This window comes from Corynebacterium limaceinasi (assembly GCF_046717465.1).
Lineage (GTDB): Bacteria > Actinomycetota > Actinomycetes > Mycobacteriales > Mycobacteriaceae > Corynebacterium.
In genome coordinates this window covers 2132235-2158094 of record NZ_CP177100.1, presented here as the reverse complement: position 1 = coordinate 2158094, position 25860 = coordinate 2132235, and the positions used below count along the sequence as shown (strand labels likewise).

Sequence of the window (25860 nt, the reverse complement as noted above, 5' to 3'; positions counted from 1 at the left end):
AAGGCTCAATCGACTGGACTTATGGAGGAGTCGTTATCTCGCTTCCTGCAGTTGGGACCCCTTTGGTGGCGGCACTTGTAAATCTTGACGAAATATCTCAAAAATTTCCGAACAGCGGCTTTTTGGCGAGGTAGCGAATGATTCGATTTTCGGTCTGGCTAGTCTACTGGAGCTCGAATTCTACAACGTCAACTTCGTCTGTATCCGCTAATCCGGGGTAGTGAGTATCTAGAGCTTCGTGAAGCTCGGATAGAGAATTGAACCCGTCATTTTTAGCTTGCTTTTCCGACAGCAGCCCGCGCTGGGTAGATACAACGGCTGTGACCTGTGCGGGTAAGCTGACGACTTCCCCGGTTTCCTTCTCAAAGACTATTTGGGCTTTTCCTTCATTGAAGGGATCATCTACTCGGATTGTTTGACGCTTTTCTCCGCTCCGAATGGAATCCTCGTAGCCTTCCCACATGTAGATGCGCTGCTCTTTTTCCAAGTCTTGCAAGTTAAACGCGAATGGAAGAAGTTCTTCCACAGTGGGCGCAACGAGGCCGTTGCTTCCGCGCACAATACACTGGATAGATGGATCGACATCAAAAAGTACCTGGCGGCATTTACCACAGGGTGAAATTACTTGTCCGGTAGGTCCATATATGGCGACTACTGCTTGGATGGGATCCCCTGGATAACTAGCGGCATGGTTTGCTAAAGCAGAGACTTCGCCACAGGGGCCACCAAGGAAATGGTGTGCGTTTAAACCGAGAACGTGTTTTCCTGATTTGGTCAGGAGAGCTGCGGCTACGGTGTGGTCTCCTCCGTCTTGGAAGCGCTGCGCATGGGCGGCTGCTTTGGCTGTTAATTCCCGAAGTTCGTTAGTAATCACGCTCTAATGGTAGTAACTACTAGCAGCTTCGATCTGAAGTGTCCCAGATTTTCCCATCTACTCAAACGGAACAAAACCTGGGACACTTCAATGTCGGATATTACCTACCTGCGCACCGGTGAAGGATGGTTGTACTTGTGCGCGGTCCGCGACGGCCATTCCCGCAGGTTACTGGGCTGGGCTATGGATAGCGTGCAAGACACAAGTTTGGCCGAACGGGCCCTGCGGATGGCGTATACATTGCGCGGTGATGTTCCTGACGGGCTGGTGTTTCACGCCGACCGGGGAACACAATTTACCAGCGAACAACTCTGGGAGGCGTGCCGCAATCTGGGCGTTGCTCAATCCGTGGGGCGTACCGGGGTGTGTTTCGATAATGCGATGGCTGAGTCGTTCTGGTCGACGCTTAAGACCGAGTTCTACGACCGGAAGCGCTGGGCCACCCGCGATGCTGCGCGTCAGGCTGTGGCTTGCTGGATTGAAGTGGTCTACAACCGTCGACGTCGGCACTCCGCCCTCGGGATGGTCAGCCCTATCGATTTCGAGAACCATATCACCCAAACCAGAAACGAAGAAGAAATAGCTGCCTAACCACTAGGTAGCTTGACTACGTGCCCACGATTTGCGGGCAACCCCACTCGCATCTGACACTAGACAGTAAACTCTTATTAATATAAAGTAAGCCTATGCTAAAATCGTTTACAAAAGGGCGTGTAGTTCTCGCGCTCGTATTCGCCTTAGCTCTAGGGGCAGGCCTTGTGGCGTGTTCTTCTGATTCTTCTTCTACGGAAGAGAACGGAGATAAGAAGATCGAGCGAGTTGTGGCGCTCGATTGGCGCTACGAGGAAATCCTCAAGGCTCTCGATGTGGACCCAGTGGGAATCGTGGAAATCGGTAAATCGGAAGCGCCGACCACCTTAAAGGGCCAGCTGGAGCAGGCCACCTCAGTGGGTCAAGCCAAACAACCGAACCTAGAGGTTATCCAATCCTTGGAGCCAGATCTGATCCTGGCTAGCCCTACCCGCCAGGCCAATATCATGCCACAGCTAGAAGAGATTGCGGATACCGAATCCTACTCAGATGAGACTTACTCGGACGTGCTGGATTCGATGGATGAGATCGCGGCCAAGCTTGGCAAAGAGGAAAAGGCCAAAGAGGTCCGTCAGCGCATCGAGGACAAGATCGCTCAGACTAAGGACACGGTAAAGGCAGGCAGCCGTGCTGTTGTGGCCGGTTGGTCCAGCGAGCTGCTCTATACCTGGGTCAATCCTTCCTTCCCCCAGTCCCTGCTGAGTGAGGTGGGCTATGACTACGCCTTTGAAGGTGAGAAGTCATCCATCGAATCCAAGACCGATGTAGCGGAACTGACTGGCGATAAGCTCCCCGGTATGAAGGCTGACCGGGTCTTTATGTACAAGGACGTCGATGCGTTTAAGAAGACGCCCTATGCTAAAGGGAGCGGTGACATCGTAGAAGTAGACCAAGATATCTGGTCACGCGCCCGCGGGCCGCTTTCTGCTGAGCACATGCTCGATGACATTATTACAGCTGAAAAGTAGTGGCACTACGAACTAAAACCGGTTCCTGCTTGGTCCTTGCCACCGCTGCCGTCGTGTTCGTGTGGTGGTGGCAGCTTCGCCATGTTCAGGTGCCAGTTGATGCCCCGTGGCTGGAAGAAGAGCTACATAGCGTGGCTTTTGACCGCCTCCTTGCTACCACGGTGGTTGGTATCGCGTTAGGTGTGGGTGGGCTATTGCTGCGCACGGCCACCGCGAACCCGCTTGCCGATCCGTCCATTACTGGTGTGAACTCCGGTGCGGCACTCGGTGCAGTCGCAACCGCAATGTTTATAGGAAGCGAAACCTCGAGCGTCGATCAGCTGCCCGGCGCACTGTTGGGCGCAGGGATTGCTGTGGGGGTGACTGTGGGCGTCGGTAAGAGCGGTGAGATCCAGCGCATGGTGCTCGTTGGCGTTGCCGTTTCCACGCTGTGTAGCGCTTTGACCTCCATTTTCCTAGTGATCGATGAGGCTCAACTGGCTACGGTGATGTCATGGCTTTCTGGGCGGCTTGCCGGAGTGCGCCTGGTTGATATTACCCCCGCGCTGGTTTCCGTGCTGGTCGTGGTGCCCTTGACCTTAGTCAGCGCGAAAAGATTGGACTTACTCGTAGCTGGTGATGCCGTGGCCGGTGCTGTAGGCGCGAAGCCGGAGCGAATTCGGTTGGCTGCCATTGTGGCGGCGGTAGTGCTCATTGCTCCGGCGGTGGCCGCGACTGGGCCGATTGGGTTCTTGGGGTTAATGGCCGCAGCAGTTGCGTGGCGCGTATGTGGTCCGCATCACCGCACGGGGCTGTGCGTGGCTGGAATTGTTGGAGGGGCGGTGCTCCTAGTAGCTGATTTGATTGGCCAGGCAATCTGGGCGCCGGCCGAGACCCCAGTGGGCATCGTGACTTCTTTGGCTGGCATGCCATTAGTGTTGTGGTCCGTCCATGCGCTGGGGAGGAGGAAGCATGCGGCATAAGAGATTTGTTGGGGTGCTAGTAGTACTCATCCTGGCGTTGGCGTTGAGCGCAATCATCGGCATGGGCGTCGGTGCGGTGATGAAACCGCCGGGCGAGGTGATCACCGCCTTCGTTACCGGAGAGCCGCTCATCTGGAAGTACCGCGCCCCGCGGATCTTGGTGGGTATATGCGCAGGCGTTGCCATGGCCGTGTCCGGCTGCCTATTGCAATCTGCGCTGCGCAACCCCTTGGCTGCACCAGATACGGTGGGTATTACCTCCGGCGGTGGACTCGCGGCCGTTGCGGTACTCATGGGAGCAGGTGCCCTGCCGGCCCATCTGTTGACTTTTATTGTCTTTATCGGCGCGTTGGCGGGAACTGCGCTGGTTCTCCTCCTCGCTGGACGTGGGGCGAGTGATCCGGTACGCCTGCCGCTTACCGGGGTAGCGGTATCGTTTGGGCTGGGCGCAATCACCGAACTGTTGCTGGTGCGCGCCGCCCCAGAAGCGGGCGCGGCCATGACATGGCTGAAAGGTTCGCTTTACGCCCGCTCGCTTGGCGATGCCACTATTGTCGCCCCCTTTATCCTTTTCGCCCTAACCGTTGCGATGGTGGTGGCAAAACACCTGGATATGCTGGCGCTGGATGATTCCACCATGGCCGGTATCGGTGTTAGGACTAGGACGTGGCGCCTCGTAGCCATCGCCTTGGCCGTCATCCTCGGCGCCGCAGGGGTTGCTGCGGCTGGGGTCTTGGGGTTCGCCGGGCTTATCGTCCCACATGCTGCCCGTTTGGTGGTCGGTACGAATCTGCGCCGGCAAATACCCGTGGCGGCGCTCGGCGGCGCGGTCCTTGTCACCGCATGCGATTCGGTAGGCCGGTGGGCCTTTGCGCCCACAGAAATTCCCGTCGGTGCGCTCATCGCGTTGATTGGCGCACCTTACTTCATTTTCTTATTGACTCGGCTCACCCGAGTGCGAAACGGAGGCTAGACATGACACTGACGTGTAGCGCATTAACCGTGGGCTACGGTGGTCCAGATGTGGTTAAGAATGTAAATCTCCACTTAGCCAGCGGTCAAGTAACTGCCCTTATCGGGCCAAATGGCTGCGGTAAGTCGACGCTTCTCAAGACCTTGGGCCGCCAACTTACACCCAGCTCAGGTGCAGCCTACCTCTTAGGAAAAGATATCAGCGAGTATTCCTCGCGCGCTTTTGCCCGGGAAGTTTCTTTCCTGCCACAACACCCCGTGGCCCCGGAAGGTGTAGTAGTGCGCGATGTCATCGGCTACGGCCGCTATCCCTATACGGGGGCGCTAGCAACGATGCGGGCCGGAGATCATGAAGCGGTTGAGCGTGCAGCCAGACGTGCTGGGGTGAGCGAGCTGCTTGATACCCCCGCCGCAGACCTTTCGGGCGGCCAGCGCCAGCGCGTTTTCCTCGCTATGACGTTGGCGCAAGAAACACCAATTACCTTGCTTGATGAGCCAACTACTTACCTCGACCCCGCGCACCAATTGTCCATCTTGGACCTCATCCGAGATCTTAACCGTGCCGAGACTACGGTGGTCATGGTGGTCCACGATATGGTCCATGCCGCGCGTTACGCCGATCGAATCGTAGCTATGCGTGAGGGGCGCATTGTGGCCGAAGGGCCCACCGAGGAAGTTATGACCGCTGAACTCGTACGCGAAACCTTCCATGTTGAGTGCCTAGAGATGACTGATCCATCTACCGGTCGACGCTTCCCCATACCCATTTCCGTTCACGCTCCTGAACTTTTTGGACCCCAGAAGGAAGAAGATAAAACTCTTTAAAGGAACACGTAGTAATGGAAAACGATCTAGGCCACGAGGTCGACTCGAACCGCGCACTTAACTTTTGACAACTCCTTAGGGACCATAGTCAGCAAGAATGTTCCAGCCCGATCTCTCGGCACACCAACGGTCACTGGCCTGTAGTTAGAATCCACGGTTTTCGGGTAGGTGCCGTTGCGGTAATTGTCTGTTCCAGCAGCAGCTTTGCCTTCCCCATCGCCGGGCTCATAGCCAAGGTGGGCATCCATCTCAGCATTTAAACCTCTAGTGATCGATACTTGCAACATGCCCCGAACCAGGTCGTTGGCATCCGTTGTAGACGTGCCTAGGTCATCAATCAGTTTCGCGATTTCAGGGTTAGCAAGAAGCTTCTTTTCAATCGCATCAATCTTGGCCTTATCAACTTAGATCTCGTCGTGCCACACTAGTCATTCTGGCTTATCTCCTTATGCAGGTTGGGAACCTACACACAAACCATTAGACACTCTCTCAATAGCGGCCACCGAATCTGCATAGGAGACTTTGACATGCGCAAAGCCACCTCCCCAATAGAACCGGACGAATAAAGGAAACAGCCGAGCCGACTCCGTCGGCCCGCCGCAGTACCAACTACCCAGAACACAGCAGTACCGAGTCCCCAGTACACCGGTACCAAAACCTCGCATCTGACAGCGCTATCACCGCACGGTAATCCGTCGTAACCGGAGTCCTTCCGGTACGTGCCGCACCCGAGCGGTGTATCTCCCGGAATGAAGTGTCCCGAGCATTGTGAACTGCTACCGGTTTCACACTCAAGCGCTACCGGATGGTCACGACACTGCTACCAAATAGCCGGTCACAACAGATTCCATCACGGTGAAGTGCATGCCACATTGTCCGCACGCCTAAGACACCGTCATTATCCCGATGAATAGCACTAATGCGTTCAATTAGCACAACCGTCACGAAGGCGACGAGCACTTAAGCCCTCGGGCTTTGGACTGGCGATAACCACGCGAGGTGATAAACCCGCCAGCCCGGTTATTCTCTTAACGCCAGTGCAGATGAACTCGACAGAGAAATGATTCCGGTATTTATCGATGAACCGGATCATAATCGAGGCTTGGGGCCTGGTCGTGAGGCGAAAAAGCTGACGCGGCCTTCAGCAACTCGTTGGTATCTCGAAGCTGGTGATTTTCGCGGCGTAGCCTGGCATTTTCGGCAGCCACGTCTTCAGGAACAGGTTCTGGGGTTCTTCCTGCACGGCGAGCAGGCTTAAGTCCATTGACGAGCTGTGTGCCATGAAACCCCCAACTTTGAAGCTACTGCCTAGCATGCGGGGCGCATTGACATGTTTTCCGCCACGATGCGGTCCTCTACAAGACGAACCACACGGTCCTTTAAATCCTGATCAAAATTTTTCTTGGCATGTTCCAGATTTTCCCATCTACTCAAACGGAACAAAACCTGGGACACTTCAATATGTCAGTTTAGGCATCACACACTTGTTTCCCTTTTAGAATAGGTATAAAAACTTAGCTATAGAGCGGGACAGTACCCGCAGCTACAGAATACCGGCGTTGAGTCAGTATCTCAGGGCCGGATTCTTTTTATAGGTGGGGAAGCGCAGGCTTAAACGAGGGTTAAACGATATTTTGTAGGAATCGTTAATGTTCTCGGTCGATACAGCGTCATGGTGTGTACTTGCTGTCTGTGCGCTCTTTCGTTGCTTTGGCAGACATGGCTGGGCCAAATCGCGGGTAGCGGGCGGGATCGACTACCCTTGGCTAACGTGAGCGAGCAGAAGAATACTGAAGTAAACGATGTCCCTGAGCAGCTGCGCATCCGCCGCGAAAAGCGCGACCGCCTGCTCGAATCCGGCGTGGAGGCCTACCCGGTATCCGTCGAGCGCACCATCGCGCTTAAGGAACTGCGCCATGATTTCCGCGTAGTGGCCGAGGGCGAAGAGCCGGGCAATGAAGAGGGCGTGACCTACCTGGAGCCCGGCGAGGAAACCGAGGTCACCCACGCCATCGCTGGCCGCCTTATCTTCATGCGCAATACCGGTAAGCTGTGCTTTGCCACCTTGCAGGACGGCGATGGCACCCAGATGCAGGCTATGCTTTCGCAGGCCAAGGTGGGCAAGGAGCGCCTCGATGCCTGGAAGTCCGACGTGGACTTGGGCGACTTCATCTCCGTTAGCGGCCACGTGGTTGCTTCCCGCCGCGGCGAGCTGTCCATCATGGCTGAGGAATGGACCATGGCGGCCAAGTCCCTGCGCCCGCTGCCGGTGTCCTTCGCGGATATGGCTGAAGATACCCGCGTGCGCCAGCGCTATAACGACCTCATTATCCGCGAAGAGGCCCGCAAGAACGCCATGGTGCGCGTGAAGGTCATGCGCGCGCTGCGCAATTACCTGGAAAGCCAGGACTTTGTAGAGATCGAAACCCCGATGCTGCAGACCCTGCACGGTGGTGCGGCCGCTCGCCCGTTTATCACCCACTCCAATGCGCTCGATATTGACCTCTACCTGCGCATTGCCCCGGAGCTGTACTTGAAGCGCGCCGTCGTCGGTGGCATCGACCGCGTCTTTGAAATCAACCGCAACTTCCGCAATGAGGGCGTGGACCGCTCCCACTCGCCGGAGTTCGCCATGCTGGAGACCTACGCCGCCTGGGGCGATTACAATGATTGCGCCCGCATGACCCGCGAGTCCATCCAGTCCGTGGCTCGCGAGGTCTTTGGTTCCACCACCGTCACGCTTGCCGACGGCACCGATTTCGACTTCGGCGGCGAGCAATGGCCCGAAATCGAGATGTATCCTTCCCTGAACGAGGCCTTGCAGCGCAAGTTCCCCGGTCAGCCGGAGGTCACCATCGATACCGACGTGGAGACCCTGAAGGGAATTGCCAAGGTCATCGGCCTCGACGTGCCGAAGGGGGAAGGCTGGGGCCACGGCAAGCTGGTGGAGGAAATCTGGGAGGTCCTGTGCGAGGACCAACTGGAAGGCCCCATCTTTGTGAAGAACTTCCCGGTGGAGACCTCCCCGCTAACCCGCCAGCACCGTTCCGAGCCCGGCGTGACCGAAAAGTGGGACCTGTACGTGCGCGGCTTCGAGCTGGCCACCGGCTATTCGGAGCTTGTCGATCCCGTCGTCCAGCGCGAGCGCTTTGAGGATCAGGCCCGCCTAGCCGCCGGCGGCGATGAGGAAGCCATGGTCTTGGACGAGGACTTCCTCGCCGCAATGGAACAGGGCATGCCGCCCACGGCCGGTACCGGTATGGGCATGGACCGCCTGCTCATGGCCCTGACCGGCCTCGGCATCCGCGAGACCGTGCTCTTCCCGCTGGTAAAGCCAGAACAGAAGTAGCCATACCCGGCGCCCACTCGGTGCCCGCCCACGCGGGCACACGTTAGCGCCCCGACACCGGCTGCAGCCTTCCTTTGGCTGCAGCCTTTTTGTTTGCCCATTGCACCCGTCGCATGTGCCTCGCAGCCCGAGTCGCACGCCTACTTCTGCCTACCTCTGCCTACCTCTATCGACTTCACAAAAGTGCAACCTCCTCGGTGATATCTGAGCGAAAAATGCTACATTTCAGGGCCGAGTTTGCTCAGTTATCACCGAGGACCTATTGCATAGGAGGGTGCACAAAGGAGGTTGCGCATCAGACGCTGCACAATCCAGGCCGAACGGGAGTCGTTGTGTCTTGCAAACCGGGCCGCGAAAGGTGGGAGTCAAGGAGTACCTGGTGTTCTCAGGAGCCATCCGTGGCAAGCGGTCCAGCGGAGGTATCGCCGCGCAGGCGCTTGATGATGTTTTCTGCAGAAATCAGGCACATAGGCACGCCGACGCCCGGCACGGTGGTCGCACCAGCGTAGTAGAGGCCGGCCACCTTGCGCGAGGCATTGCGCCCGCGGAAGAATGCAGATTGAAATAGCGTATGCGCTGGCCCCAAAGCTCCACCTGACCAGGAGTGATAGCGCTCGGCAAAATCGGCTGGTCCGAGACTGCGTGTGATGGTGAGTCGCTCGCGGAGGTCAGGAATATCGGCGGTGCGGGAAAGCTGGTCGAGGGCGGCATCGGCAATAGCAGCAACGCGCGGGGAAGCCTCGGAGTGGTAGGCATCGCCGTGCCCGTAGGCTTCTGCAGCGGGTACGGGGATGAGGAAGAACAGGTTTTCGTGGTCTTCCGGTGCGACATTCGCGTCGGTGGCAGAAACCTTCGAAACGTAGATGGACTCAGAGGCGCCGAGGGGACGTTCTGGGTCCGGTGCGGAAAAGACCGCGCGGAAATCGGGGTCCCAGTCCTGGCTGAACAAAAAGGTATGGTGAGCTAGCTGCGGGAGCTTGCCCTGCACACCGGCAAGTACCACCACGGTGCCCAGCCCCGGATTGCGGCGGGCCCAGTAGCGCTCCGGATAGGTGCGCAGTTTCCGGGGAAGCAGCTGATTTTCGGTATGGTGCAAATCCGCGGCGGAGACCACAATATCGGCATCGATATGCCCGGTTGTCGTGCAGACGCCGGTGGCACGTGTGGAAGACCCGCTGGCGGTGGTGATGGCGGTGACCTCTTCGCCCAAGCGGAATGTGGCGCCGAATTTTTCTGCTTGGCGGTAAATGGCCTGCACCACTGCGTGGAATCCGCCGAGGGGGTAGCGCACGCCTTCCACCAGGTCGGTATGGCTTAAAAGGGAATACAGTGCTGGGGCCGCGGCGGGCTCGGAAGAGAGAAAAACCGCTGGGTAGCTCAGAATCTGGCGCAGGCGCGTATCCGAAAATTGCCCGTTGACGTGCTTTTGCAAGCTGGTAGTCAGCAGCGCTGCAATCCGCGCTAGCCGATGCCGAATATCTGCATGCACCAGGTTCAACGGCGCCGAAAATGTGGTGTACAAAAAGTGATCGAGCGCTACGTGGTAGGCGTCGCTGGCATCTGCTAAATAAGTGCGCACCTGGCTGCCGGCACCTGGTTCAATCGATTCGAAGAGGTGGGCAACGTTATCGGTCCCGGAATGTACATCCACGGGGGTGGGGCGCGCGGCGGTGCCAGGAGCGGACTCGCCGGGGCCGCCGGTATAGACGCGGTAATCCGGCGAGAGTCCCACCAGATCCAGTTCCTTTTCTGTCGAGGTACCGCAGAGGGAAAAGAAGTGGTCGAAGGCATCCGGCATGAGGTACCAGGACGGTCCGGTATCCCAGCGGAACCCCGCCTCCGTATAGCTGCCTGCGCGTCCGCCTACCTCGTCTAAGGAATCTACGACGGTAACCTCGTAGCCCTCTTTTCCCAGGAGGGCAGCGGTGGCAAGGCCGGCGATGCCGGCCCCGATGACGACAGCGTGCATGATGTTCTCCTTAGTATTCAGTCTTCGGCGGGGTTCTTCATCTACGTGCGATGCGCTATCGCACCGCACGCACCGCACGCACCGCACGCACCGCGCGGGCGGCCAGCCACGCCTTGGTGCGATTCGGCACGGATATGCGGGTGGTTTTTAACTCCGCGGCGGGGGTAGCGGCGAGCTGGTTGGTGAGCTCGGCAAAGATATCGGCGGCCGCGCGCACGCCAACGCGGGCGGATAGCGGCAAGAGGTGTATAGCTTTTTCGGCGGCGACGAGCTCGCGGCGGATTTCGGCGATGAGGGCGGACTTGGCGGCCTCGGAAAGCTCGCCACCAGCGGCCTGCGGGAAATAGGCCCGGCCCAGGACCGAGGAGTCCTCGCCCAGATCCCGCAGGAAGTTAATCTTTTGAAACGCGGAACCCAAGTAGCGCGCACCGCGGTCCATCGTGGCGCGATCGGCGGCGGAGACGGTCTCTTCCGCCAAGAAGACCTGCACGCACAATAAGCCGATGACCTCGGCGGAGCCGTAGATATACTCGGCGAGCTCGGAAGCGGAATACTCCCGATGGGTGAGATCTGCGCGCATGGAATCGAAAAAAGCCACGAGATGATCGCGCTGGAAGCCGCAGCGCCTGGCGGTAATGGCATAAGAGTGCACGACGGGATCGGTGTGCAGCCTTTTCTCCGGCGCCGCCAAGATAGCGGCCTCGTAGGCATCGAGCGCGGCGGCGGCATCGATGCGGGCTTGATGTGCGGTGCCATCGACAAGCTCGTCCGCGATGCGCACCACGGCATAAAGGTGGCGGATGTCTTCGCGCACCCGCCCGCGCAACAGGCGCGTGGCCAGGGAAAAACTGGTGGAATACTGCCCCATAACCCGCGCGGCCGCGCGCGAGGCCGCCTGGTCATAGCGAGTCAACATACTTGCAAAAGTAGCACGCGCCCAAAGCGCCCTAGCGGTTGGTGGCCCGCGGCTGGCCCTCGGCAAAACCGGCCGCCGATTGCACGCCCACGGTGGCGCGCTCGTGGAAGCTAGCCAGCGAATCGGCCCCGGCGTAGGTGCAGGATGAGCGCACGCCGGAGATGATGCGGTCTACCAAATACTCCACGCCGCCGTGCTCCGGATCGAGGTAGATGCGCGAGGTGGAAATGCCTTCCTCAAACATCTCCCGGCGGGCGCGCTCGAAGGCCTCGGTGGCGGAATTGCGCCCGCGCACCGCCCGGCGCGAGGCCATGCCGAACGATTCCTTGTAGAACGATCCATCGGCGTCCTTGTGCAGGTCACCGGGGGATTCAAAGGTGCCGGCGAACCAGGAGCCAATCATCACATTGGACGCACCCGCGGCCAGTGCCAGGGCCACGTCGCGGGGATCGCGCACGCCGCCATCGGCCCACACGTGCGCACCAACCTCGCGGGCCGCGGCGGCGCACTCCAGCACGGCGGAAAATTGCGGGCGGCCCACGCCGGTTTGCATGCGGGTGGTGCACATCGCGCCGGGGCCCACGCCGACCTTGATAATATCCGCGCCCGCCTCGGCCAGCTCGCGCACGCCGGCGGCCGTGACCACGTTGCCGGCGGCAATCGGTAGGCCCAGATCCAGGGCCTTGACCTTGCGCAGCGCCGCCAGCATGCTGTCTTGATGGCCGTGGGCGGTATCGATGACGAGGACGTCAGCGCCGGCATCGGCAAGCGCCCGCGCCCTGCCCTCAACGTCGCCATTAATGCCCACCGCGGCACCGATGTGCAAGCGCCCCTGCTTGTCGATGCCCGGCTTATACATCGTCGCCCGCAGCGCACCCTTGCGCGTCAAAATGCCCGCCAGCGTGCCATCCGGATTGACCACTGGGGCGAGCTTGCGCGAGGTTGCGCGCAGGCGGGTAAAGGCCTCCTGCGGGTCGATGCCCACAGGCAAAGTGACCAAATCAGTGGTCATGAGCTCGCCCACGGCGGTGAAATTATCCTGCCCGCGCAGGTCCTTCGGAGTAATGATGCCCACAGGCAGCGCGCCGTCGACCACGATGGCCGCGCCGTGGGCGCGTTTGTGCAAAAGGTTGCTGGCATAGCCCACCGTGTGGTGCGGCTTGATGGTGATAGGGGTGTCATAGACCAGGTCGGCGGCCTTTACCGAGGCGATCGTTTCCGCCGCGGCCTCCAGGCTGAGGTCCTGCGGCAGGATGGCCATGCCGCCGCGCCGGGCGATGGTTTCTGCCATGCGGCGGCCGGCCACAGCGGTCATATTCGCCACGATGAGCGGGATGGTATTGCCCGTGCCATCGGCCGCGGTGAGGTCGACCGCCTGCCGCGAGCCAACATCTGAGTGGTTCGGCACCATAAATACATCCGAGTAGGTGAGCTCGTAGGGCGGGCGGGAATCATTGAGGAAATGCACTGTGAGATTGCCTAACGTGAATCGAGGGTGCAGGAAAAGACATCTAAATCATACGCCCCAAGTTTTGCAGGTTTAGCCAAGTCAGTATCCTGATTTGGTGTCTCAGAATCCCGCTCCGAAAATCTCCGCAGAGGTCATAGTCAACCTCACCATCTTGGTGCTCTCCGCGATGGTGATGATTTTGAATGAAACCGCCCTTTCGGTGGCGCTGCCCACCATCATGGCGGATTTCTCCATCCCGGCGACCTCCGCGCAGTGGCTGCTGACCGGCTTCTTGCTCACCATGGGTGTGGTCATTCCCACCACCGGGTTCCTGATGGATAAATTCACCACCCGGCAGATTTTTGGCGCCTCCACCGGCGTTTTCCTCACGGGCACGGTGCTGGCGGCCCTCGCCCCGGCCTTTGGGTTGCTGCTTGCCGGCCGCGTGCTGCAGGCCGCCGGTACCGCCCTGATGATTCCTACCCTTATGACCGTGGCCATGACGCTCGTTCCACCGCAACGCCGCGGCACCGTCATGGGCATTATCACCGTGGTCATCTCCGTGGCGCCGGCCCTGGGCCCCACCGTCGGCGGGTTCATTTTGAGCATGGCGACCTGGCACGTCATCTTCTGGACCATGGTCCCGCTCATCGCCGCCATTTGCATCGCCGGCTACTTCCGCCTGGTCAATGTGGGCGAGCGCAGGGATACCCCGCTCGATATTCCGTCGGTATTCTTATCCGCCCTGGCCTTCGGCGGGCTCATTTATGGCCTATCGTCCATCGAGAAGATGGTGGAGGGTGGCTCGCTTGCCGATGCCCTCGTGCTCCTCCTCGGCGTCCTCACCCTCATTACCTTTACCGTGCGCCAACTCCGGCTGGCTAAGGTAAACCGCGCGCTTTTGGACCTGCGCCCGTTTAAGGTCCGCAATTTCACCCTCGCGGTCATCGCCATGCTGCTCATGTTCGCCCTGCTGCTGGGCACGGTGAATATCCTGCCCATTTATCTACAGACCTCGCTGGCGGTATCCTCGCTGGTCACCGGCCTCGTGGTGATGCCCGGCGGCCTTTTGCAGGGCGGGATTTCCCCGATTGTGGGACGGATTTATGACGCCCTTGGGCCTCGGCCGCTGTTGATTCCCGGCGCAGTCATGTTTTCTACCGGCATCTGGCTGATGACCCTGCTGACAGAAAACAGCGAGGTGTGGATGGTCATCGGCATGCATATCCTGTTCGCCGTGGGCATCGCGCTCATGATGACCCCGCTGATGACGGTCTCGCTGTCCTCGCTTCCCGATGACCTCTACTCCCACGGCTCTGCCATTCTAAATACGCTGCAGCAACTCGCCGGCGCGGCGGGTACCGCCTTCCTCGTCGCCTTTTTGACCAGCGGCACCAAATCCGGCCAAGCCGAGGGGATGAGCGAGGCCGCCGCCACCGCCCAAGGCGCGCACTGGGCCTTCCTTTTCGCCGGCGTGCTCTCGCTTTTCGTGCTCGTGCTAGCGCCCCTGCTCAAGCGCGTGCCCGCCGAAGACTAGTCCCCGCGCCGGGAAGCTGCACGTCGCCCGACGCGCCGACGGAGTGGCCTCCGCGCGGGCGTTCCGGGCCATCCCGCCGCCGGTTATCTTGCGGCGCCTACTGCGCACACAGCGGCAGCTTTAGCCGAGCGGCTTCGGCATCGTCGCCCCACACCATGAAGATGGACTGAGTACCCTCCACGGCCATGACGTAGGTCTGCGGATCCGTTGAGGCCTCGTAGCTTTGGATGGTGCACCTATCGTTAGACAGCTCTACTGGGGCAGCGTCTGGGAGGACGGCATCGCGTTCTTCCACGCTGGGGTAGTAGGCGGCGGTGTAGTCGAAACCGTTTCCCGAGCAGGTGATCTTCGCTTCTTGACCATCCTCTGGGGCGCGGGAGGAACACTCCGCGCCGAGCTCGCCGTCTTGGCCGCTGCGCGAGCCAATCAGGCTCGGATAAGCATTCGCTAGGTTCTTTTCCTTGTCATCCCAGCTGGGGTAGGACAGGAAATACCACAACGCTCCCGCCGCAGCCACTGCGATGACGGCCAAAACAGAAATGAGCGCGATGAGCCCGCCCTTGCCCTTCTTCTTTGGCGGGGCCGCATTCATCGGTGGTACCGGCTGTTGCTGGTATTGCTGTTGATACTGCGGCTGATACTGGGGGCCCGCCTGGTTCTGCGGCGGGAACTGCTGCTGCGGTTGCGGTGGGAACTGTTGTTGCGGCTGGGACTCGGGCTCTTCGGCCTGCACCGGCGGGAACTGCGAAGTATCGAGATCGCGCTCGGGGCGCAGCGCTGCCACCACCTCTTTGGCGCTCGAGTAATCTTTGTCCGGCGTAAAGGAAGGGCACGTGGCGGCAACGAGTTTTTGGAAGGCGCGGACGGCATCGGCGCCGGTCACGCTCTCGGCCTTTTCTGGAGTTTTCTCGGCGGTTTCCTCCGCCGATTCCTCCGCCGTGCTGGCACCACCTGGGCCCGCGGCGGCGAGGACGGCGACCTCTTTATCCTCATCCACGAACACGCGCTCAGCCTTGAGCCCATGGACGGCGAAATCCGCGTGGTTGCGGCTAATCAGGAAATCCACCGCGCCGGCCACGGGGGTGAGGATTTCTTGGGCGCGGGGTTTGGTGGGGGCATCAGCAAGCGCGGGCAAGGCTGTGCCCTTACAGCCCTTGCGGACCAAGAATTCCTGGCCATCTGCGGTGGTGCCAGAGCCCTCCAGGGCGGCGAGCGCGGGGTGGTGCAGGCCGTGCAGGGCGGTAGAGGCCTTGACGATGCCCTCTACCCCCGCCGCGAAGATCTCCACCGTGAGTTCCTCATGGGTGGAGCCGTCCTCCACGGCAAAAAGGGTGGAATTGGGCCCCTCATCCAGCACTGCCTTTTCGTGCAGGTTGTGCTGGGAAGCAAAGAATTCGGGAAGGTGCGGCACGGCTGTTTTATTCCTTCGTATCTACGAGACGGCAGGGAGAATGTAGAAGATTCTAGGCTAAATAGAGCCTGTTCGCTACCGGCGTACACCCATGTGAGCTGCGAGTATGGGCGGTTTGGGGCGTTTATAGGGCAATGGGGGCCAAAAAGAGGAAATCCTTTGGGTCGTGCGGCGTTACAGTGGGTACCACATTAGAAGCGAAAGTTTAGGGGAGTCATGTTCGAGAGGTTTACAGACCGTGCTCGTCGCGTCATCGTTTTGGCGCAAGAAGAAGCACGCATGCTTAACCACAACTACATCGGAACCGAGCACATCCTGCTCGGCCTTATCCACGAGGGAGAAGGTGTAGCTGCCAAGGCTCTAGAGTCCATGGGCATTTCTTTGGAGGACGTGCGCCGTGAGGTAGAGGAGATCATCGGCCAGGGCAGCCAGCCGCACACCGGCCACATTCCTTTTACCCCGCGCGCTAAGAAGGTCCTCGAGCTGTCCTTGCGCGAGGGCCTGCAGATGGGGCACAAGTACATTGGCACGGAGTTCCTCCTGCTCGGACTTATCCGTGAGGGCGACGGCGTTGCCGCACAGGTGCTGACGAAGCTCGGCGCTGATCTGCCGCGCGTGCGCCAGCAGGTTATCCAGCTGCTGTCCGGCTACGAGGGCGGCCAGCAAGAAGGCGGCGGCGACTCGAACCAGGCCCCAGGCCCCATCGGCGCGGGCGCAGGTCCCGGTGCCGGTGCCGGTGGGCGCGGTGGTTCCGGCGGCTCGGGCGAGCGCTCCAACTCGCTCGTGCTAGACCAGTTTGGCCGCAACCTCACCCAGGCAGCCAAGGACGGCAAGCTAGACCCCGTCGTGGGCCGCGAGTCCGAGGTTGAGCGCATCATGCAGGTGCTCTCGCGCCGCACCAAGAACAACCCAGTGCTCATCGGTGAGCCTGGCGTTGGTAAGACCGCAGTGGTTGAGGGCTTGGCGCTGGACATTGTTAACGGCAAGGTCCCAGAAACTCTCAAGGACAAGCAGCTGTACTCGCTTGACCTGGGTTCTTTGGTTGCCGGTTCCCGCTACCGCGGTGACTTTGAGGAACGCCTGAAGAAGGTTCTTAAGGAAATTAACCAGCGCGGCGACATCATCTTGTTCATCGATGAGATCCACACCCTCGTCGGTGCCGGTGCTGCCGAAGGTGCCATCGACGCCGCTTCGCTGCTAAAACCCAAGCTGGCCCGCGGCGAGCTGCAGACAATCGGTGCTACCACCCTGGATGAGTACCGCAAGCACATCGAAAAGGATGCCGCGCTGGAGCGTCGTTTCCAGCCGGTGCAGGTCGATGAACCTTCGCTGGATGACACCTTCCTCATCCTGAAGGGCCTGCGCGATAAGTACGAGGCGCACCACCGCGTGTCCTACACCGATGAGGCGCTGCACGCCGCCGCGCAGCTGGCGGACCGCTACATCAATGACCGCTTCTTGCCGGACAAGGCCGTCGACCTCCTCGATGAGGCCGGTGCCCGCATGCGCATCAAGCGCATGACCGCCCCGAAGGGCCTGCGCGAGGTCGATGACCGCATTGCCGAGGTTCGCCGGGAAAAGGAAGCGGCTATCGATGCCCAGGACTTCGAAAAGGCCGCCGGCTTGCGCGATGACGAGCGCAAGCTGGGCGAGGAGCGCTCCGAGAAGGAAAAGCAGTGGCGCTCCGGTGACCTGGAGGAAATCGCCGAGGTGGGCGAGGACCAAATCGCTGAGGTCCTGGCGCACTGGACCGGCATCCCCGTGCTGAAGCTGACGGAGAAGGAATCTTCCCGCCTGCTCAACATGGAAGAGGAGCTGCACAAGCGCATCATTGGCCAGGACGAGGCGGTCAAGTCCGTCTCCCGCGCCATCCGCCGCACCCGTGCAGGCCTGAAGGATCCACGCCGTCCTTCCGGTTCCTTCATCTTCGCCGGCCCGTCCGGTGTGGGTAAGACTGAGCTGTCGAAGTCGCTGGCTAACTTCCTCTTCGGTTCGGATGATGACCTCATCCAGATCGATATGGGTGAGTTCCACGACCGCTTCACCGCTTCCCGCCTCTTCGGTGCTCCTCCGGGATACGTTGGCTACGAAGAGGGCGGCCAGCTGACCGAGAAGGTTCGCCGCAAGCCGTTCTCCGTGGTGCTTTTTGATGAGATCGAAAAGGCCCACAAAGAGATCTACAACACCTTGCTGCAGGTGCTGGAAGACGGCCGGCTTACCGATGGCCAGGGTCGCGTCGTCGACTTCAAGAACACCGTCCTCATCTTCACCTCGAACCTGGGTACCCAGGACATCTCGAAGCCGGTGGGCTTGGGCTTTACCGGCGCTAGCGAGAACGATTCGGACGCCCAGTACGAGCGCATGAAGGCGAAGGTTAACGACGAGCTGAAGAAGCACTTCCGCCCCGAGTTCCTGAACCGTATCGATGACGTCGTGGTCTTCCACCAGCTCACCCGCGAGCAGATCGTGCAGATGGTTAACCTGCTCATTGACCGCGTGGGTACCCAGCTGGAAGAGCGCGATATGGGCATCGAGCTCACCGATAAGGCCCAGAACCTCCTGGCCCAGCGCGGCTTCGACCCGGTTCTTGGTGCCCGCCCGTTGCGTCGCACCATTCAGCGCGATATCGAGGACCAGCTCTCAGAGAAGATTCTCTTCGGCGAGATTGGCGCCGGCGAGATCATCTCGGTCGACGTTGAAGGCTGGGACGGCGAGTCCAAGGACGACTCCGGCGCTACCTTCACCTTCACCCCGCGCCCGAAGCCGCTGCCGGATGACATCGATGAGCCCTCGCTTGCCGATGCCTCCGTGCGCGACAACAACCCCTCCGACGAGGCCGCCGACGGTTCCGCTTCGGATAATTCCGACTCCGATTCCGATGGCGACAACGGCGACGGTAACGGCGGCCCAGAGGGCGACGATCCGAAGGATGGTGGCCCGAAGGACGGCGGTTCCGGTTCCAGCAATGATGGCATCGACACCAACGGCGAGCCAGATGTCATTTCCCCGGACGTGCCTTCGGAAAAGCCGGGGCTCGGCAACTCCGACGACGATGGCAAGAACCCGCCACCGGCAGGCGCTGGCCAGCCGATGTAACTAATCGGCTAAGCCCCGCCCCCGTGCGGGCCTGCATAAACCACCCACGGTTCCACCGCGAACCCTGGGTGGTTTTCGTATGCGCCCACCCATGGTCAGCTTGCTCACCAGCCGGGGCGGGCGAATGCCTCTGTCCAGCGGTATGGCGGTACAGCGGCCCGCTGGTTCTGTGGCGCAGCGTCGTGCACGGGGGTATTGCTAGAATGACCGGTTATGGGACTTCAGTATCGTTCGCGCAAAAAGACCGGCAAGAATAGCTGGATAAACATTTCCGGATCCGGTGCCTCTATGTCCACGAAGATTGGGCCGGTGACCTTTAATTCCCGCGGCGGCATGTGGGTCAACCTCCCGGGCGGACTCAACTTCCGCGGCCGCTGGCGTTAGCGAGTCGCTGCGCCTAAACGCTGGCAGGCCCGGCGGCCAGTTAGTCCGGCAGATGGAAGAGGCCGGCGGGGTTTTGCTCGGCGAGGCCATCGTCAAGCAGCGAAGCCAGCGCGCGGGAACGCTGCGCGGCATCGGGCCAGACTACGTCGATCGCGGACTGCGGCACTGGGTGATCGGCGGCGCGCAGCACGTCTAGGATTTTGCCGCGCACCTGCCTATCGGTCCCGGCAAATTTCTGCACGCGCTTTTTGGCGCGCGTTTGTTCCGCGGCGGAAGGTTCGGGGCATCCGGCGAGCTGCCAGGCGCAGGTCGCGCGCAGGGGGCAGCGCTTACAATCGGGATTTTTCGCAGTACACACCAGCGCGCCGAGCTCCATGAGCGCGGCGGAAAAACGCGGCCCATTGCGCTCGGGCAACAGCGCGGCCACAGCGGCGAGCTCGCGCTTGGAGGGCGACGGAGCGAGGAAATTCCCGTCTTCGGCGCGGGCATAGACACGGCGCACGTTGGTATCGACCACCGGCACGTTCTGGCCAAAGTGAAAGCACGCCACGGCGCGGGCGGTATAGTCGCCAATTCCAGGCAGCGCCAGCAGCTCATCCACGTCCGCCGGAACCTCGTCCATTACCCCCGCGCACTCCCAGAGCCGCAGCGCGCGCCGCGGGTAGCCGAGCTTGCCCCACGCGCGCAACACCTCGGCGCGGGAGGCTTGGGCGAAGTCCGCGGGGGTGGGCCAGCGCCGCATCCATTCCTCCCACACGGGGGCGACGCGCGCGACGGGGGTCTGCTGGCTCATGACCTCGGAAAGCAGCACTCCCCAGGCGGAGGTGCCGGGGCGCCGCCAGGGTAAATCGCGTTCATTGGCGTCAAACCAGGAAAGAAGTGCGTGCGTATCCATCTCGCAGGACAGTCTAGGGCATTAAAATATAGTTCATGCCATTAAGTAACGTTGCCCATAATCCGCAGGCGGTCTGGGAGGCCCTCCAGGCTGGAAACCAGCGCGTCATCGACGGCACCATCATGGATCTCAACAAGATTTATGAGCGTGACGGGCTCACCAAAGGCCAGGATCCCCGCGTGGTGGTCCTGGCCTGCTCCGATTCCCGCGCGCCCATCGAGCACATATTCAATATCGGCTTTGGCGATGCCTTCGTCATCCGCACCGCCGGCCACATCCTGGACGCCTCCGTGCTGGCTTCCTTGGATTATGCGCTCGACCACCTGCACCCCAACCTGCTGGTGGTGTTGGGCCACCAGTCCTGCGGTGCGGTGGCGGCCGCGGTGGATTTTGTGCGCGGCGGCGAGCTGCCCATCGGCCTGCAGCGGCCCATCATCGAGAAGGTCGCGACGTCCGCGTGGACTGCGGGGCCAGACGCCACGCTTGCCGATGTCGAGCGCCAACACACCCTCCAAACCGTCACCCAGGTCGTGGCCAGCATCCCCAACGTGCGCAAGCAGCTTGACGATGGCTCCTTCGGCATTGTCGGCGCCCGCTACCTCCTCGAGGACTCGCGCGTGGAGCCGTTGCACTCTTACGGCGTTGAGTTGACACGCGGAGCCCGCTTAGCGGATCCAGGCGCGTCTACCACTTAAAATTGAGCGTGTGAACCAGAATAAGCCCCTTCCAGAAGAGATCTATAAGCGCCGCCGGGTTGCCGCGCTTATCATCGTGATCGTCCTGGCCGTGGTGCTGATCTGGGCGGCGGTGGCCGCCTTTGGCGGCGATAGCGATGATTCCGTTGCCGCGTCCTCAGAGTCTTCGGCGGCGACCACGTCTTCGGAATCCACTAGCGAATCTGAAACCACGTCCGCGGATTCGACGAGCGAATCCGAATCCGAGTCTGCCTCTGAATCTGAGTCCGAGGCGGAGGAAGCAGGGGATGGGGCATCGGTAAGCAAGGAGCCCGAGGAATCCGTGCACGCCGCGAAGGATACCTGCTCGCTTGAGGACTTGGAGGTGCGCACCTCCATGCTCAACTACTCCGTGCCGGACGGCGAGCTGCCGAAGTTCTTTATGACCGTGACCAACCCCACCGCCGCGGATTGCACGATCGATCTAGATGAGAACTCGCTGCGCTTCGAGGTCTACAAGATGGCCGATAACCAGCGCGTGTGGTCCGATACCGATTGCTACGCCTCCGTACAGACCGGAGAGCAGACCTTCCCTGCGGGCAAGGAGCTGAAATTCGAGGCCGAATGGTCCCGCCAGGCGTCCGAACCGGGCAAGTGCACCGACCGCCCGACCGCCGAGCCGGGTGCTTACTTCGCCCACACGGTCATTGGCGATAATTCCTCCCCGCCGCAGGACTTCACCCTCCGCTAAGTGCGCGGCCTCCTTGCAGTCGGCCGCTCGGAAGCAGCTCGGGCAGAACCAGCTCGGGCGGAAATAGTCCGTGCGGGAGCGGGTCGCGTGGAAGCAGTCCGCGCAGAGCCAGCCCGGGCGGAAGCAGGTCGCGCGGGAGCAGACCGCACGGAAGTTCGCGCCGCTGGAGCACCCGGCTCCTCGTCACCAGCCGGGCTAGAACCGGCCAGCGGTTACGGTTGGTCTACGGCTGGACCGCGGCGAGGGCCTCGCCAAGCGTTGCAACTTGGCGCACCTGCATGCCGTCCACGGGGTTGATTTCCCCGCGCGGGACAATCGCCCGCTTGTATCCCAGCCGCGCCGCCTCCTGCAGGCGCCGCTCAACATTGGGCACCGGCCGCAGCTCGCCTGCCAGGCCCACCTCGCCGATGACCACGGTCTTCGCAGGCAGCGGCTGCTCGTGCAGCGAGGACCACGTGGCCAGCGCCACCGCGAGGTCGGTTGCGGTTTCGGTAATCCGCATGCCGCCCACCGTGGCTACATACGCATCCTTATCGTTTGTGCGCTGTCCGGCGCGCGCCTGCAATACGGCCAGCACCATGGGCACGCGGTTGGCATCGAGTCCGGTGACCACGCGCCGCGGATTCTTCGCCACGGGGTCCACGGTCAGCGCTTGGACCTCGGCGAGGATGGGCCGCACACCGTCCATGGCGACGGTCACCGCGGAGCCATCCGGCGTCGTGCCCCGGTGGGAAAGGAAGAGCCCCGACGGGTCCGCGACCTCCCTAATACCCCCGGCGGTTTGCTCGAAACAGCCCACCTCGTCGGTCGCGCCGAAGCGATTTTTCATCCCGCGCAGCATGCGCAAGCTGGACTGGCGGTCGCCCTCGAAGTTTAAGACGACATCGACAAGATGCTCCAAAACCCGCGGTCCCGCCACGTTTCCGTCCTTGGTCACGTGCCCCACCAGCAGCACGGGGATGCCGGTGGATTTCGCCAGCGACGTCAGCGCCGCGGTCACGGCGCGCGATTGCGCGACGCCGCCGGGCACGCCTTCCACCCCCACTGCATGCATGGTCTGCACGGAGTCCACGATGATGAGGCCGGGTTTTACGGCATCGACGTGCCCAAAGACGGCGTCCAGGTTGGATTCGGCCGCGAGGTACAGCGATTCCTGCAGCGCCCCGGTGCGCTCGGCGCGGGCGCGGACCTGGCCGGCGGATTCCTCGGCGGTGGCGTAGAGGACGGTGCGGCCGAGCTGCGCCCACCGGGAGGCGACCTCGAGAAGCAGCGTGGATTTGCCCACGCCGGGCTCGCCGGCCATGAGTACCACCGAGCCCGGCACGATGCCGGAGCCCAGCACGCGGTCGAGCTCGCCGATGCCCGTGCGCACCGTCTTCGTCGCCTGCGCGCCCACCTGCGTGATGGGCTGCACCGGGCTCGCAGGTGCCACGCTCGCATGCCCCCCGCTTGCCGATGCCCCCGCCACCACCGGCGCCTTTTCCTCCATCGTGCCCCACGAACCGCAATCCGGGCAGCGCCCGAGCCACTTGGGGGAGACATATCCGCATTCGGAGCAGGTGTGGATGGGGCGAGATTTTTTGGCCATGGTGTAGAGCCTAGAACGTGGCGGCAAAAACGACGAACGCGCCCGTACTCCGCAAAGTAGGGCGCGCGTGCGGTGGCTATTAGTGGTGCGAGTTACCGGTGTTCGCGTCGGTGGTGTAGCCCTCTGGGGATTCCACGTCGCGGTCGTACTTACCGGACTCCATCTGGGAGGCGGCGACGGTGGCATCGACCTCGATAGAGCCGTTGGAGAACTCGAAGGTAACCGGGCGGTGGCCGGCGTATCCAAAGTCATCGTTATCCAGGTGGGTGGCTACGTACTGCACGGTCTCGGAATCGTGATCCGGGGTTGCGTCCAGGTTCTTCTGGGAGTCCGCCACGATGGAGTGATCGCGCTTAAGCGGCTGGGTCTGCTTCATCTCGACGGTCTGGCCATCGACCTTCACGGACTTCAAAGTGATGACATCGGTTTCATAGCCCTGGTTGACGGCGTTGAACTTCAGCGCGGCGCCACCGTCAGGCTCTGTCAGGATGGTGACATCGCGGACGGCAATCTTATCGTCATCGGTGCTGGCAGAAGCACCATCAACCGCAGCTACCTTCTCTGCGGTCTGGGCGATGTGGCCTGCCGAGCAAGAAGCCAGCGCCAAAGCGGAGACGGCGGTAACGGAAATAATGGCACCGCGGCGGGCGGCGGACTTCAGGGACTGCACGTTGAGCATCCTCCATCAATTGCGATCTCAGGACTTATCAAATCTTTAGCCTAGTCCCTTTCGATATAAAGTACACAGTTTCTCGCTAACCTAGCGGGTAGTCCGTGGGGGTAATCGGGGGCATCCGGTGGTAGGCATGTCGCGCGTGATAAAATAGCGGCCTTAGTTATCGGCATATTCACGGGATTATAAGGAGTGGCAATGGAATATAAGGTCGGCGAGGTCGTCGTCTACCCGCACCACGGCGCGGCGGTCATCGAGGATATCGAAACCCGCGAAATGGGCGGCGAAGAGCTGGAATACCTCGTGCTGCACATTAACCAATCCGATCTCGTCGTCCGCGTGCCCAAGAAGAATGCGGATAACGTCGGCGTGCGCGATGTCGTGGGCAAGGAGGGCCTAGAAAAGGTTTTCTCCGTGCTGCGCGATGAGGACGTGGAAGAGGCCGGCAACTGGTCCCGCCGCTACAAGGCCAACCAGGAGCGCCTGGCTTCCGGCGATATCAACAAGGTCGCAGAGGTGGTGCGCGATCTGTGGCGCCGCGATCAGGACCGCGGCCTGTCCGCCGGCGAGAAGCGCATGCTGGGCAAGGCCCGCACCATCTTGGTGGGCGAGCTGGCGCTGGCGCAGCCGGTCGATGATAAAAAAGCCGATACCATGATGGAAGAAATCGACGCCACCATCGAGCGCCACCGCGCCGCAGGTCTAGTCGATGACCAGTCCATTACCACCGATATCGACAACGACATCGATCTCGATGACCTCTCCTTCGACGACGAAGACTAAACCCCGCGTTATCGCCTTAATCGCCGCGGCCGGGCAAGGCACCCGCCTCGGTGCGGAGGTGCCCAAGGCCTACGTCGAACTTCGTGGCCGCACCCTCTTGGAGCGATCCGTGCGCACCATGGCCCGCTCCGGCCTCGTGGACGAGGTCATCGCGGTGGTGAGCCCGGCCATGGAGGGGGAAGCTGGGGGCATCGTCAAGCGCGTGGGCGCAGATATCCCGGTGCGCCTGGTGCATGGGCGAGGCGAGCGCGCCGATTCGATCTGGGCCGGGCTGCAGGCCATTCCGGACGAGGATGCTGTGGTGCTCATCCACGATGCAGCCCGCGCGCTCACGCCCACCGCGATGGTCGAGCGCGTGGCGCGGCGCGTTCTTGTCGGCGCGCCCGCCGTTGTGCCGGTGGTTCCCGTGACCGACACCATCAAGGAAGTCGCCGGTAACGCCGTGGTTGGCACCCCTGATCGCGCCCGCCTGCGCGCCGTGCAGACCCCGCAGGGTTTCCGCCTCGCCGCGCTGCGCCAGGCCAACCTGGATTATTGGCGCGAGCAGCCGGATTTCACCGCCACGGACGACGCCAGCCTCATGGAATGGCACGGCCAGCGCGTGGAGACCGTGCCGGGCGATTTCCTCGCCTTCAAAATCACCACCCCCACGGACCTGACCCTGGCCCACGCCCTTGCAGAGGAGCAGCATGACTGAGCCCATCATTCCCCGCGTCGGCATCGCGACCGACGCCCACCAGATCGAAGCCGGCAAGCCCTGTTGGATTGCCGGGCTGCTTTTCGATGACACCCCCGGCTGCGAAGGCCACTCCGACGGCGACGTCGTAGCCCACGCGCTTGTCGATGCCCTCCTCTCCGCCTCCCACCTCGGCGATCTCGGCTCTTTCGTGGGGGTGGGCCGGCCCGAATACGACGGTGTGTCCGGCGCCCAGCTCCTGCGCGAGTGCCGTGAGCTGCTGGAAGCGGAAGGTTTTATCATCGGCAATGCCGCCGCCCAGCTCATTGGCCAGACGCCGAAGATGGGCCCGCGCCGCGAGGAAGCCGAGGCCGTGCTTTCGGAAATCCTCGGCGCTGATGTGTCCATTTCCGCCACCACGACCGACCATTTGGGCTTTACTGGCCGCAAAGAGGGCCGCGCGGCGGTGGCAACGGCCGTTGTCTGGCGGCGCCAACACTAACCCCGCGCACGGGT

The 25860-nt window shown here is 61.4% G+C and carries 23 protein-coding genes and 2 pseudogenes; 15 read left to right on the top strand and 10 right to left on the bottom strand.

Translation table 11 applies throughout. The annotated features are described in order from the left end of the window. Nucleotides 1-163: 163 nt before the first annotated feature. Nucleotides 164-874, bottom strand: coding sequence for an ASCH domain-containing protein (locus ACLI1Q_RS10490; RefSeq protein WP_034657790.1), 711 nt, complete (start codon nt 872-874; stop codon nt 164-166). A 90-nt stretch (nt 875-964) separates the two neighbouring features. Here ACLI1Q_RS10490 and ACLI1Q_RS10485 point away from each other — a divergent pair. The 5 genes and pseudogenes from ACLI1Q_RS10485 to ACLI1Q_RS10465 all read left to right on the top strand — a co-directional run. Beyond that, a pseudogene (locus ACLI1Q_RS10485) lies at nt 965-1465 on the top strand (IS3 family transposase); the annotation flags it as partial. 95 nt (nt 1466-1560) lie between these two features. Then, on the top strand, nt 1561-2433 hold the full coding sequence (locus tag ACLI1Q_RS10480) for an ABC transporter substrate-binding protein (RefSeq protein WP_239268432.1): 873 nt from the start codon (nt 1561-1563) through the stop codon (nt 2431-2433). Beyond that, nucleotides 2433-3395 (top strand): FecCD family ABC transporter permease, encoded by a 963-nt coding sequence (locus ACLI1Q_RS10475; protein ID WP_370658456.1) that lies wholly within the window; start codon nt 2433-2435, stop codon nt 3393-3395. Before ACLI1Q_RS10480 ends, ACLI1Q_RS10475 begins: the two co-directional genes overlap by 1 nt. After that, nucleotides 3385-4368: a FecCD family ABC transporter permease gene (locus ACLI1Q_RS10470; protein WP_239268430.1), complete on the top strand. Its 984-nt coding sequence runs from the start codon at nt 3385-3387 to the stop codon at nt 4366-4368. The genes ACLI1Q_RS10475 and ACLI1Q_RS10470 overlap by 11 nt, the downstream gene beginning before the upstream one ends. 2 nt (nt 4369-4370) lie before the next feature. Next, nucleotides 4371-5192: an ABC transporter ATP-binding protein gene (locus tag ACLI1Q_RS10465; RefSeq protein ID WP_239268428.1), complete on the top strand. Its 822-nt coding sequence runs from the start codon at nt 4371-4373 to the stop codon at nt 5190-5192. Nucleotides 5193-5266: 74 nt separating this feature from the next. Here ACLI1Q_RS10465 and ACLI1Q_RS10460 read toward each other — a convergent pair. Together ACLI1Q_RS10460 and ACLI1Q_RS10455 are read right to left on the bottom strand one after the other, a co-directional pair. Further along, a pseudogene (locus tag ACLI1Q_RS10460) lies at nt 5267-5560 on the bottom strand (transposase); the annotation flags it as partial. A 430-nt stretch (nt 5561-5990) separates the two neighbouring features. Beyond that, nucleotides 5991-6128 carry an IS3 family transposase gene (locus ACLI1Q_RS10455; protein WP_349819793.1) on the bottom strand — a complete coding sequence of 46 codons (138 nt, stop codon included), beginning with the start codon at nt 6126-6128 and terminating at the stop codon, nt 5991-5993. A gap of 124 nt (nt 6129-6252) precedes the next feature. On the opposite strand from ACLI1Q_RS10455, the gene ACLI1Q_RS10450 reads away from it, so the two are divergent. Next, on the top strand, nt 6253-6450 hold the full coding sequence (locus ACLI1Q_RS10450; RefSeq protein ID WP_156907259.1) for a hypothetical protein: 198 nt from the start codon (nt 6253-6255) through the stop codon (nt 6448-6450). Between the two features lie 513 nt (nt 6451-6963). Then, nucleotides 6964-8541 (top strand): lysine--tRNA ligase, encoded by a 1578-nt coding sequence (gene lysS, locus ACLI1Q_RS10445; protein WP_034657788.1) that lies wholly within the window; start codon nt 6964-6966, stop codon nt 8539-8541. Between the two features lie 385 nt (nt 8542-8926). On the opposite strand, the gene crtI is transcribed toward lysS, so the two are convergent. The 3 genes from crtI to ACLI1Q_RS10430 are packed head-to-tail and all read right to left on the bottom strand — an operon-like array spanning nt 8927 to nt 12894. Further along, nucleotides 8927-10510 carry a phytoene desaturase family protein gene (gene crtI / locus ACLI1Q_RS10440; protein ID WP_239268425.1) on the bottom strand — a complete coding sequence of 528 codons (1584 nt, stop codon included), beginning with the start codon at nt 10508-10510 and terminating at the stop codon, nt 8927-8929. A gap of 55 nt (nt 10511-10565) precedes the next feature. Next, on the bottom strand, nt 10566-11426 hold the full coding sequence (locus ACLI1Q_RS10435; RefSeq protein WP_411696984.1) for a phytoene/squalene synthase family protein: 861 nt from the start codon (nt 11424-11426) through the stop codon (nt 10566-10568). Between the two features lie 31 nt (nt 11427-11457). Further along, a complete protein-coding gene (locus ACLI1Q_RS10430; RefSeq protein WP_239268424.1) occupies nt 11458-12894 on the bottom strand; it encodes a GuaB1 family IMP dehydrogenase-related protein in 1437 nt (478 codons plus the stop codon). Nucleotides 12895-12991: 97 nt separating this feature from the next. On the opposite strand from ACLI1Q_RS10430, the gene ACLI1Q_RS10425 reads away from it, so the two are divergent. Then, nucleotides 12992-14413, top strand: a complete 1422-nt coding sequence (locus ACLI1Q_RS10425; RefSeq protein WP_023023920.1) for an MDR family MFS transporter — start codon at nt 12992-12994, stop codon at nt 14411-14413. A 97-nt stretch (nt 14414-14510) separates the two neighbouring features. Here the strand turns inward: ACLI1Q_RS10425 and ACLI1Q_RS10420 are convergent, their stop codons facing one another. Further along, the gene (locus ACLI1Q_RS10420) at nt 14511-15824 is read right to left on the bottom strand and encodes a serine/threonine protein kinase (protein ID WP_239275357.1); all 1314 of its coding nucleotides are present in this window, start codon (nt 15822-15824) and stop codon (nt 14511-14513) included. A 216-nt stretch (nt 15825-16040) separates the two neighbouring features. Here ACLI1Q_RS10420 and ACLI1Q_RS10415 point away from each other — a divergent pair, with 216 nt between their 5' ends. After that, entirely contained in the window at nt 16041-18920 is a 2880-nt protein-coding gene (locus ACLI1Q_RS10415; protein WP_239268416.1) for an ATP-dependent Clp protease ATP-binding subunit, read from the top strand. Between the two features lie 213 nt (nt 18921-19133). Beyond that, a complete protein-coding gene (locus tag ACLI1Q_RS10410; RefSeq protein WP_081443674.1) occupies nt 19134-19304 on the top strand; it encodes a DUF4236 domain-containing protein in 171 nt (56 codons plus the stop codon). A 40-nt stretch (nt 19305-19344) separates the two neighbouring features. Here ACLI1Q_RS10410 and ACLI1Q_RS10405 read toward each other — a convergent pair whose 3' ends face one another. Then, entirely contained in the window at nt 19345-20199 is an 855-nt protein-coding gene (locus ACLI1Q_RS10405) for an A/G-specific adenine glycosylase (RefSeq protein ID WP_239268414.1), read from the bottom strand. Nucleotides 20200-20234: 35 nt separating this feature from the next. On the opposite strand from ACLI1Q_RS10405, the gene ACLI1Q_RS10400 reads away from it, so the two are divergent. Together ACLI1Q_RS10400 and ACLI1Q_RS10395 are read left to right on the top strand one after the other, a co-directional pair. Next, complete coding sequence (locus ACLI1Q_RS10400; RefSeq protein WP_239268412.1) at nt 20235-20894, top strand: carbonic anhydrase; 660 nt, start codon at nt 20235-20237, stop codon at nt 20892-20894. Nucleotides 20895-20904: 10 nt separating this feature from the next. Next, on the top strand, nt 20905-21624 hold the full coding sequence (locus ACLI1Q_RS10395) for a hypothetical protein (RefSeq protein WP_239275359.1): 720 nt from the start codon (nt 20905-20907) through the stop codon (nt 21622-21624). 223 nt (nt 21625-21847) lie between these two features. Here ACLI1Q_RS10395 and radA read toward each other — a convergent pair whose 3' ends face one another. Both radA and ACLI1Q_RS10385 read right to left on the bottom strand, forming a co-directional pair. Then, nucleotides 21848-23212 (bottom strand): DNA repair protein RadA, encoded by a 1365-nt coding sequence (gene radA / locus ACLI1Q_RS10390; protein ID WP_239268407.1) that lies wholly within the window; start codon nt 23210-23212, stop codon nt 21848-21850. A gap of 79 nt (nt 23213-23291) precedes the next feature. Next, nucleotides 23292-23891, bottom strand: a complete 600-nt coding sequence (locus tag ACLI1Q_RS10385; RefSeq protein WP_239268405.1) for a hypothetical protein — start codon at nt 23889-23891, stop codon at nt 23292-23294. Between the two features lie 192 nt (nt 23892-24083). On the opposite strand from ACLI1Q_RS10385, the gene ACLI1Q_RS10380 reads away from it, so the two are divergent. Genes ACLI1Q_RS10380 through ispF form a run of 3 tightly spaced genes read left to right on the top strand, consistent with a single transcriptional unit; the run spans nt 24084 to nt 25846 of the window. Further along, nucleotides 24084-24668, top strand: a complete 585-nt coding sequence (locus tag ACLI1Q_RS10380) for a CarD family transcriptional regulator (protein ID WP_005279544.1) — start codon at nt 24084-24086, stop codon at nt 24666-24668. Further along, nucleotides 24640-25365, top strand: a complete 726-nt coding sequence (gene ispD / locus ACLI1Q_RS10375; protein WP_239268403.1) for a 2-C-methyl-D-erythritol 4-phosphate cytidylyltransferase — start codon at nt 24640-24642, stop codon at nt 25363-25365. Before ACLI1Q_RS10380 ends, ispD begins: the two co-directional genes overlap by 29 nt. Further along, entirely contained in the window at nt 25358-25846 is a 489-nt protein-coding gene (gene ispF, locus ACLI1Q_RS10370) for a 2-C-methyl-D-erythritol 2,4-cyclodiphosphate synthase (RefSeq protein WP_023023902.1), read from the top strand. Before ispD ends, ispF begins: the two co-directional genes overlap by 8 nt. Nucleotides 25847-25860: the final 14 nt, after the last annotated feature.

Bases quoted from the DNA above. Each gene is read 5' to 3' on its own strand.
- ACLI1Q_RS10435 (WP_411696984.1), bottom strand. From the start codon at position 11,426: ATGTTGACTCGCTATGACCAGGCGGCCTCGCGCGCGGCCGCGCGGGTT.
- ACLI1Q_RS10385 (WP_239268405.1), bottom strand. From the start codon at position 23,891: ATGCTCAACGTGCAGTCCCTGAAGTCCGCCGCCCGCCGCGGTGCCATT.
- ACLI1Q_RS10480 (WP_239268432.1), top strand. From the start codon at position 1,561: ATGCTAAAATCGTTTACAAAAGGGCGTGTAGTTCTCGCGCTCGTATTC.
- ispD (WP_239268403.1), top strand. From the start codon at position 24,640: ATGACCTCTCCTTCGACGACGAAGACTAAACCCCGCGTTATCGCCTTA.
- ACLI1Q_RS10415 (WP_239268416.1), top strand. From the start codon at position 16,041: ATGTTCGAGAGGTTTACAGACCGTGCTCGTCGCGTCATCGTTTTGGCG.
- ispF (WP_023023902.1), top strand. From the start codon at position 25,358: ATGACTGAGCCCATCATTCCCCGCGTCGGCATCGCGACCGACGCCCAC.
- ACLI1Q_RS10465 (WP_239268428.1), top strand. From the start codon at position 4,371: ATGACACTGACGTGTAGCGCATTAACCGTGGGCTACGGTGGTCCAGAT.
- ACLI1Q_RS10380 (WP_005279544.1), top strand. From the start codon at position 24,084: ATGGAATATAAGGTCGGCGAGGTCGTCGTCTACCCGCACCACGGCGCG.
- ACLI1Q_RS10405 (WP_239268414.1), bottom strand. From the start codon at position 20,199: ATGGATACGCACGCACTTCTTTCCTGGTTTGACGCCAATGAACGCGAT.
- ACLI1Q_RS10470 (WP_239268430.1), top strand. From the start codon at position 3,385: ATGCGGCATAAGAGATTTGTTGGGGTGCTAGTAGTACTCATCCTGGCG.
- ACLI1Q_RS10400 (WP_239268412.1), top strand. From the start codon at position 20,235: ATGCCATTAAGTAACGTTGCCCATAATCCGCAGGCGGTCTGGGAGGCC.
- crtI (WP_239268425.1), bottom strand. From the start codon at position 10,510: ATGCACGCTGTCGTCATCGGGGCCGGCATCGCCGGCCTTGCCACCGCT.
- radA (WP_239268407.1), bottom strand. From the start codon at position 23,212: ATGGCCAAAAAATCTCGCCCCATCCACACCTGCTCCGAATGCGGATAT.
- ACLI1Q_RS10410 (WP_081443674.1), top strand. From the start codon at position 19,134: ATGGGACTTCAGTATCGTTCGCGCAAAAAGACCGGCAAGAATAGCTGG.
- ACLI1Q_RS10450 (WP_156907259.1), top strand. From the start codon at position 6,253: ATGATTCCGGTATTTATCGATGAACCGGATCATAATCGAGGCTTGGGG.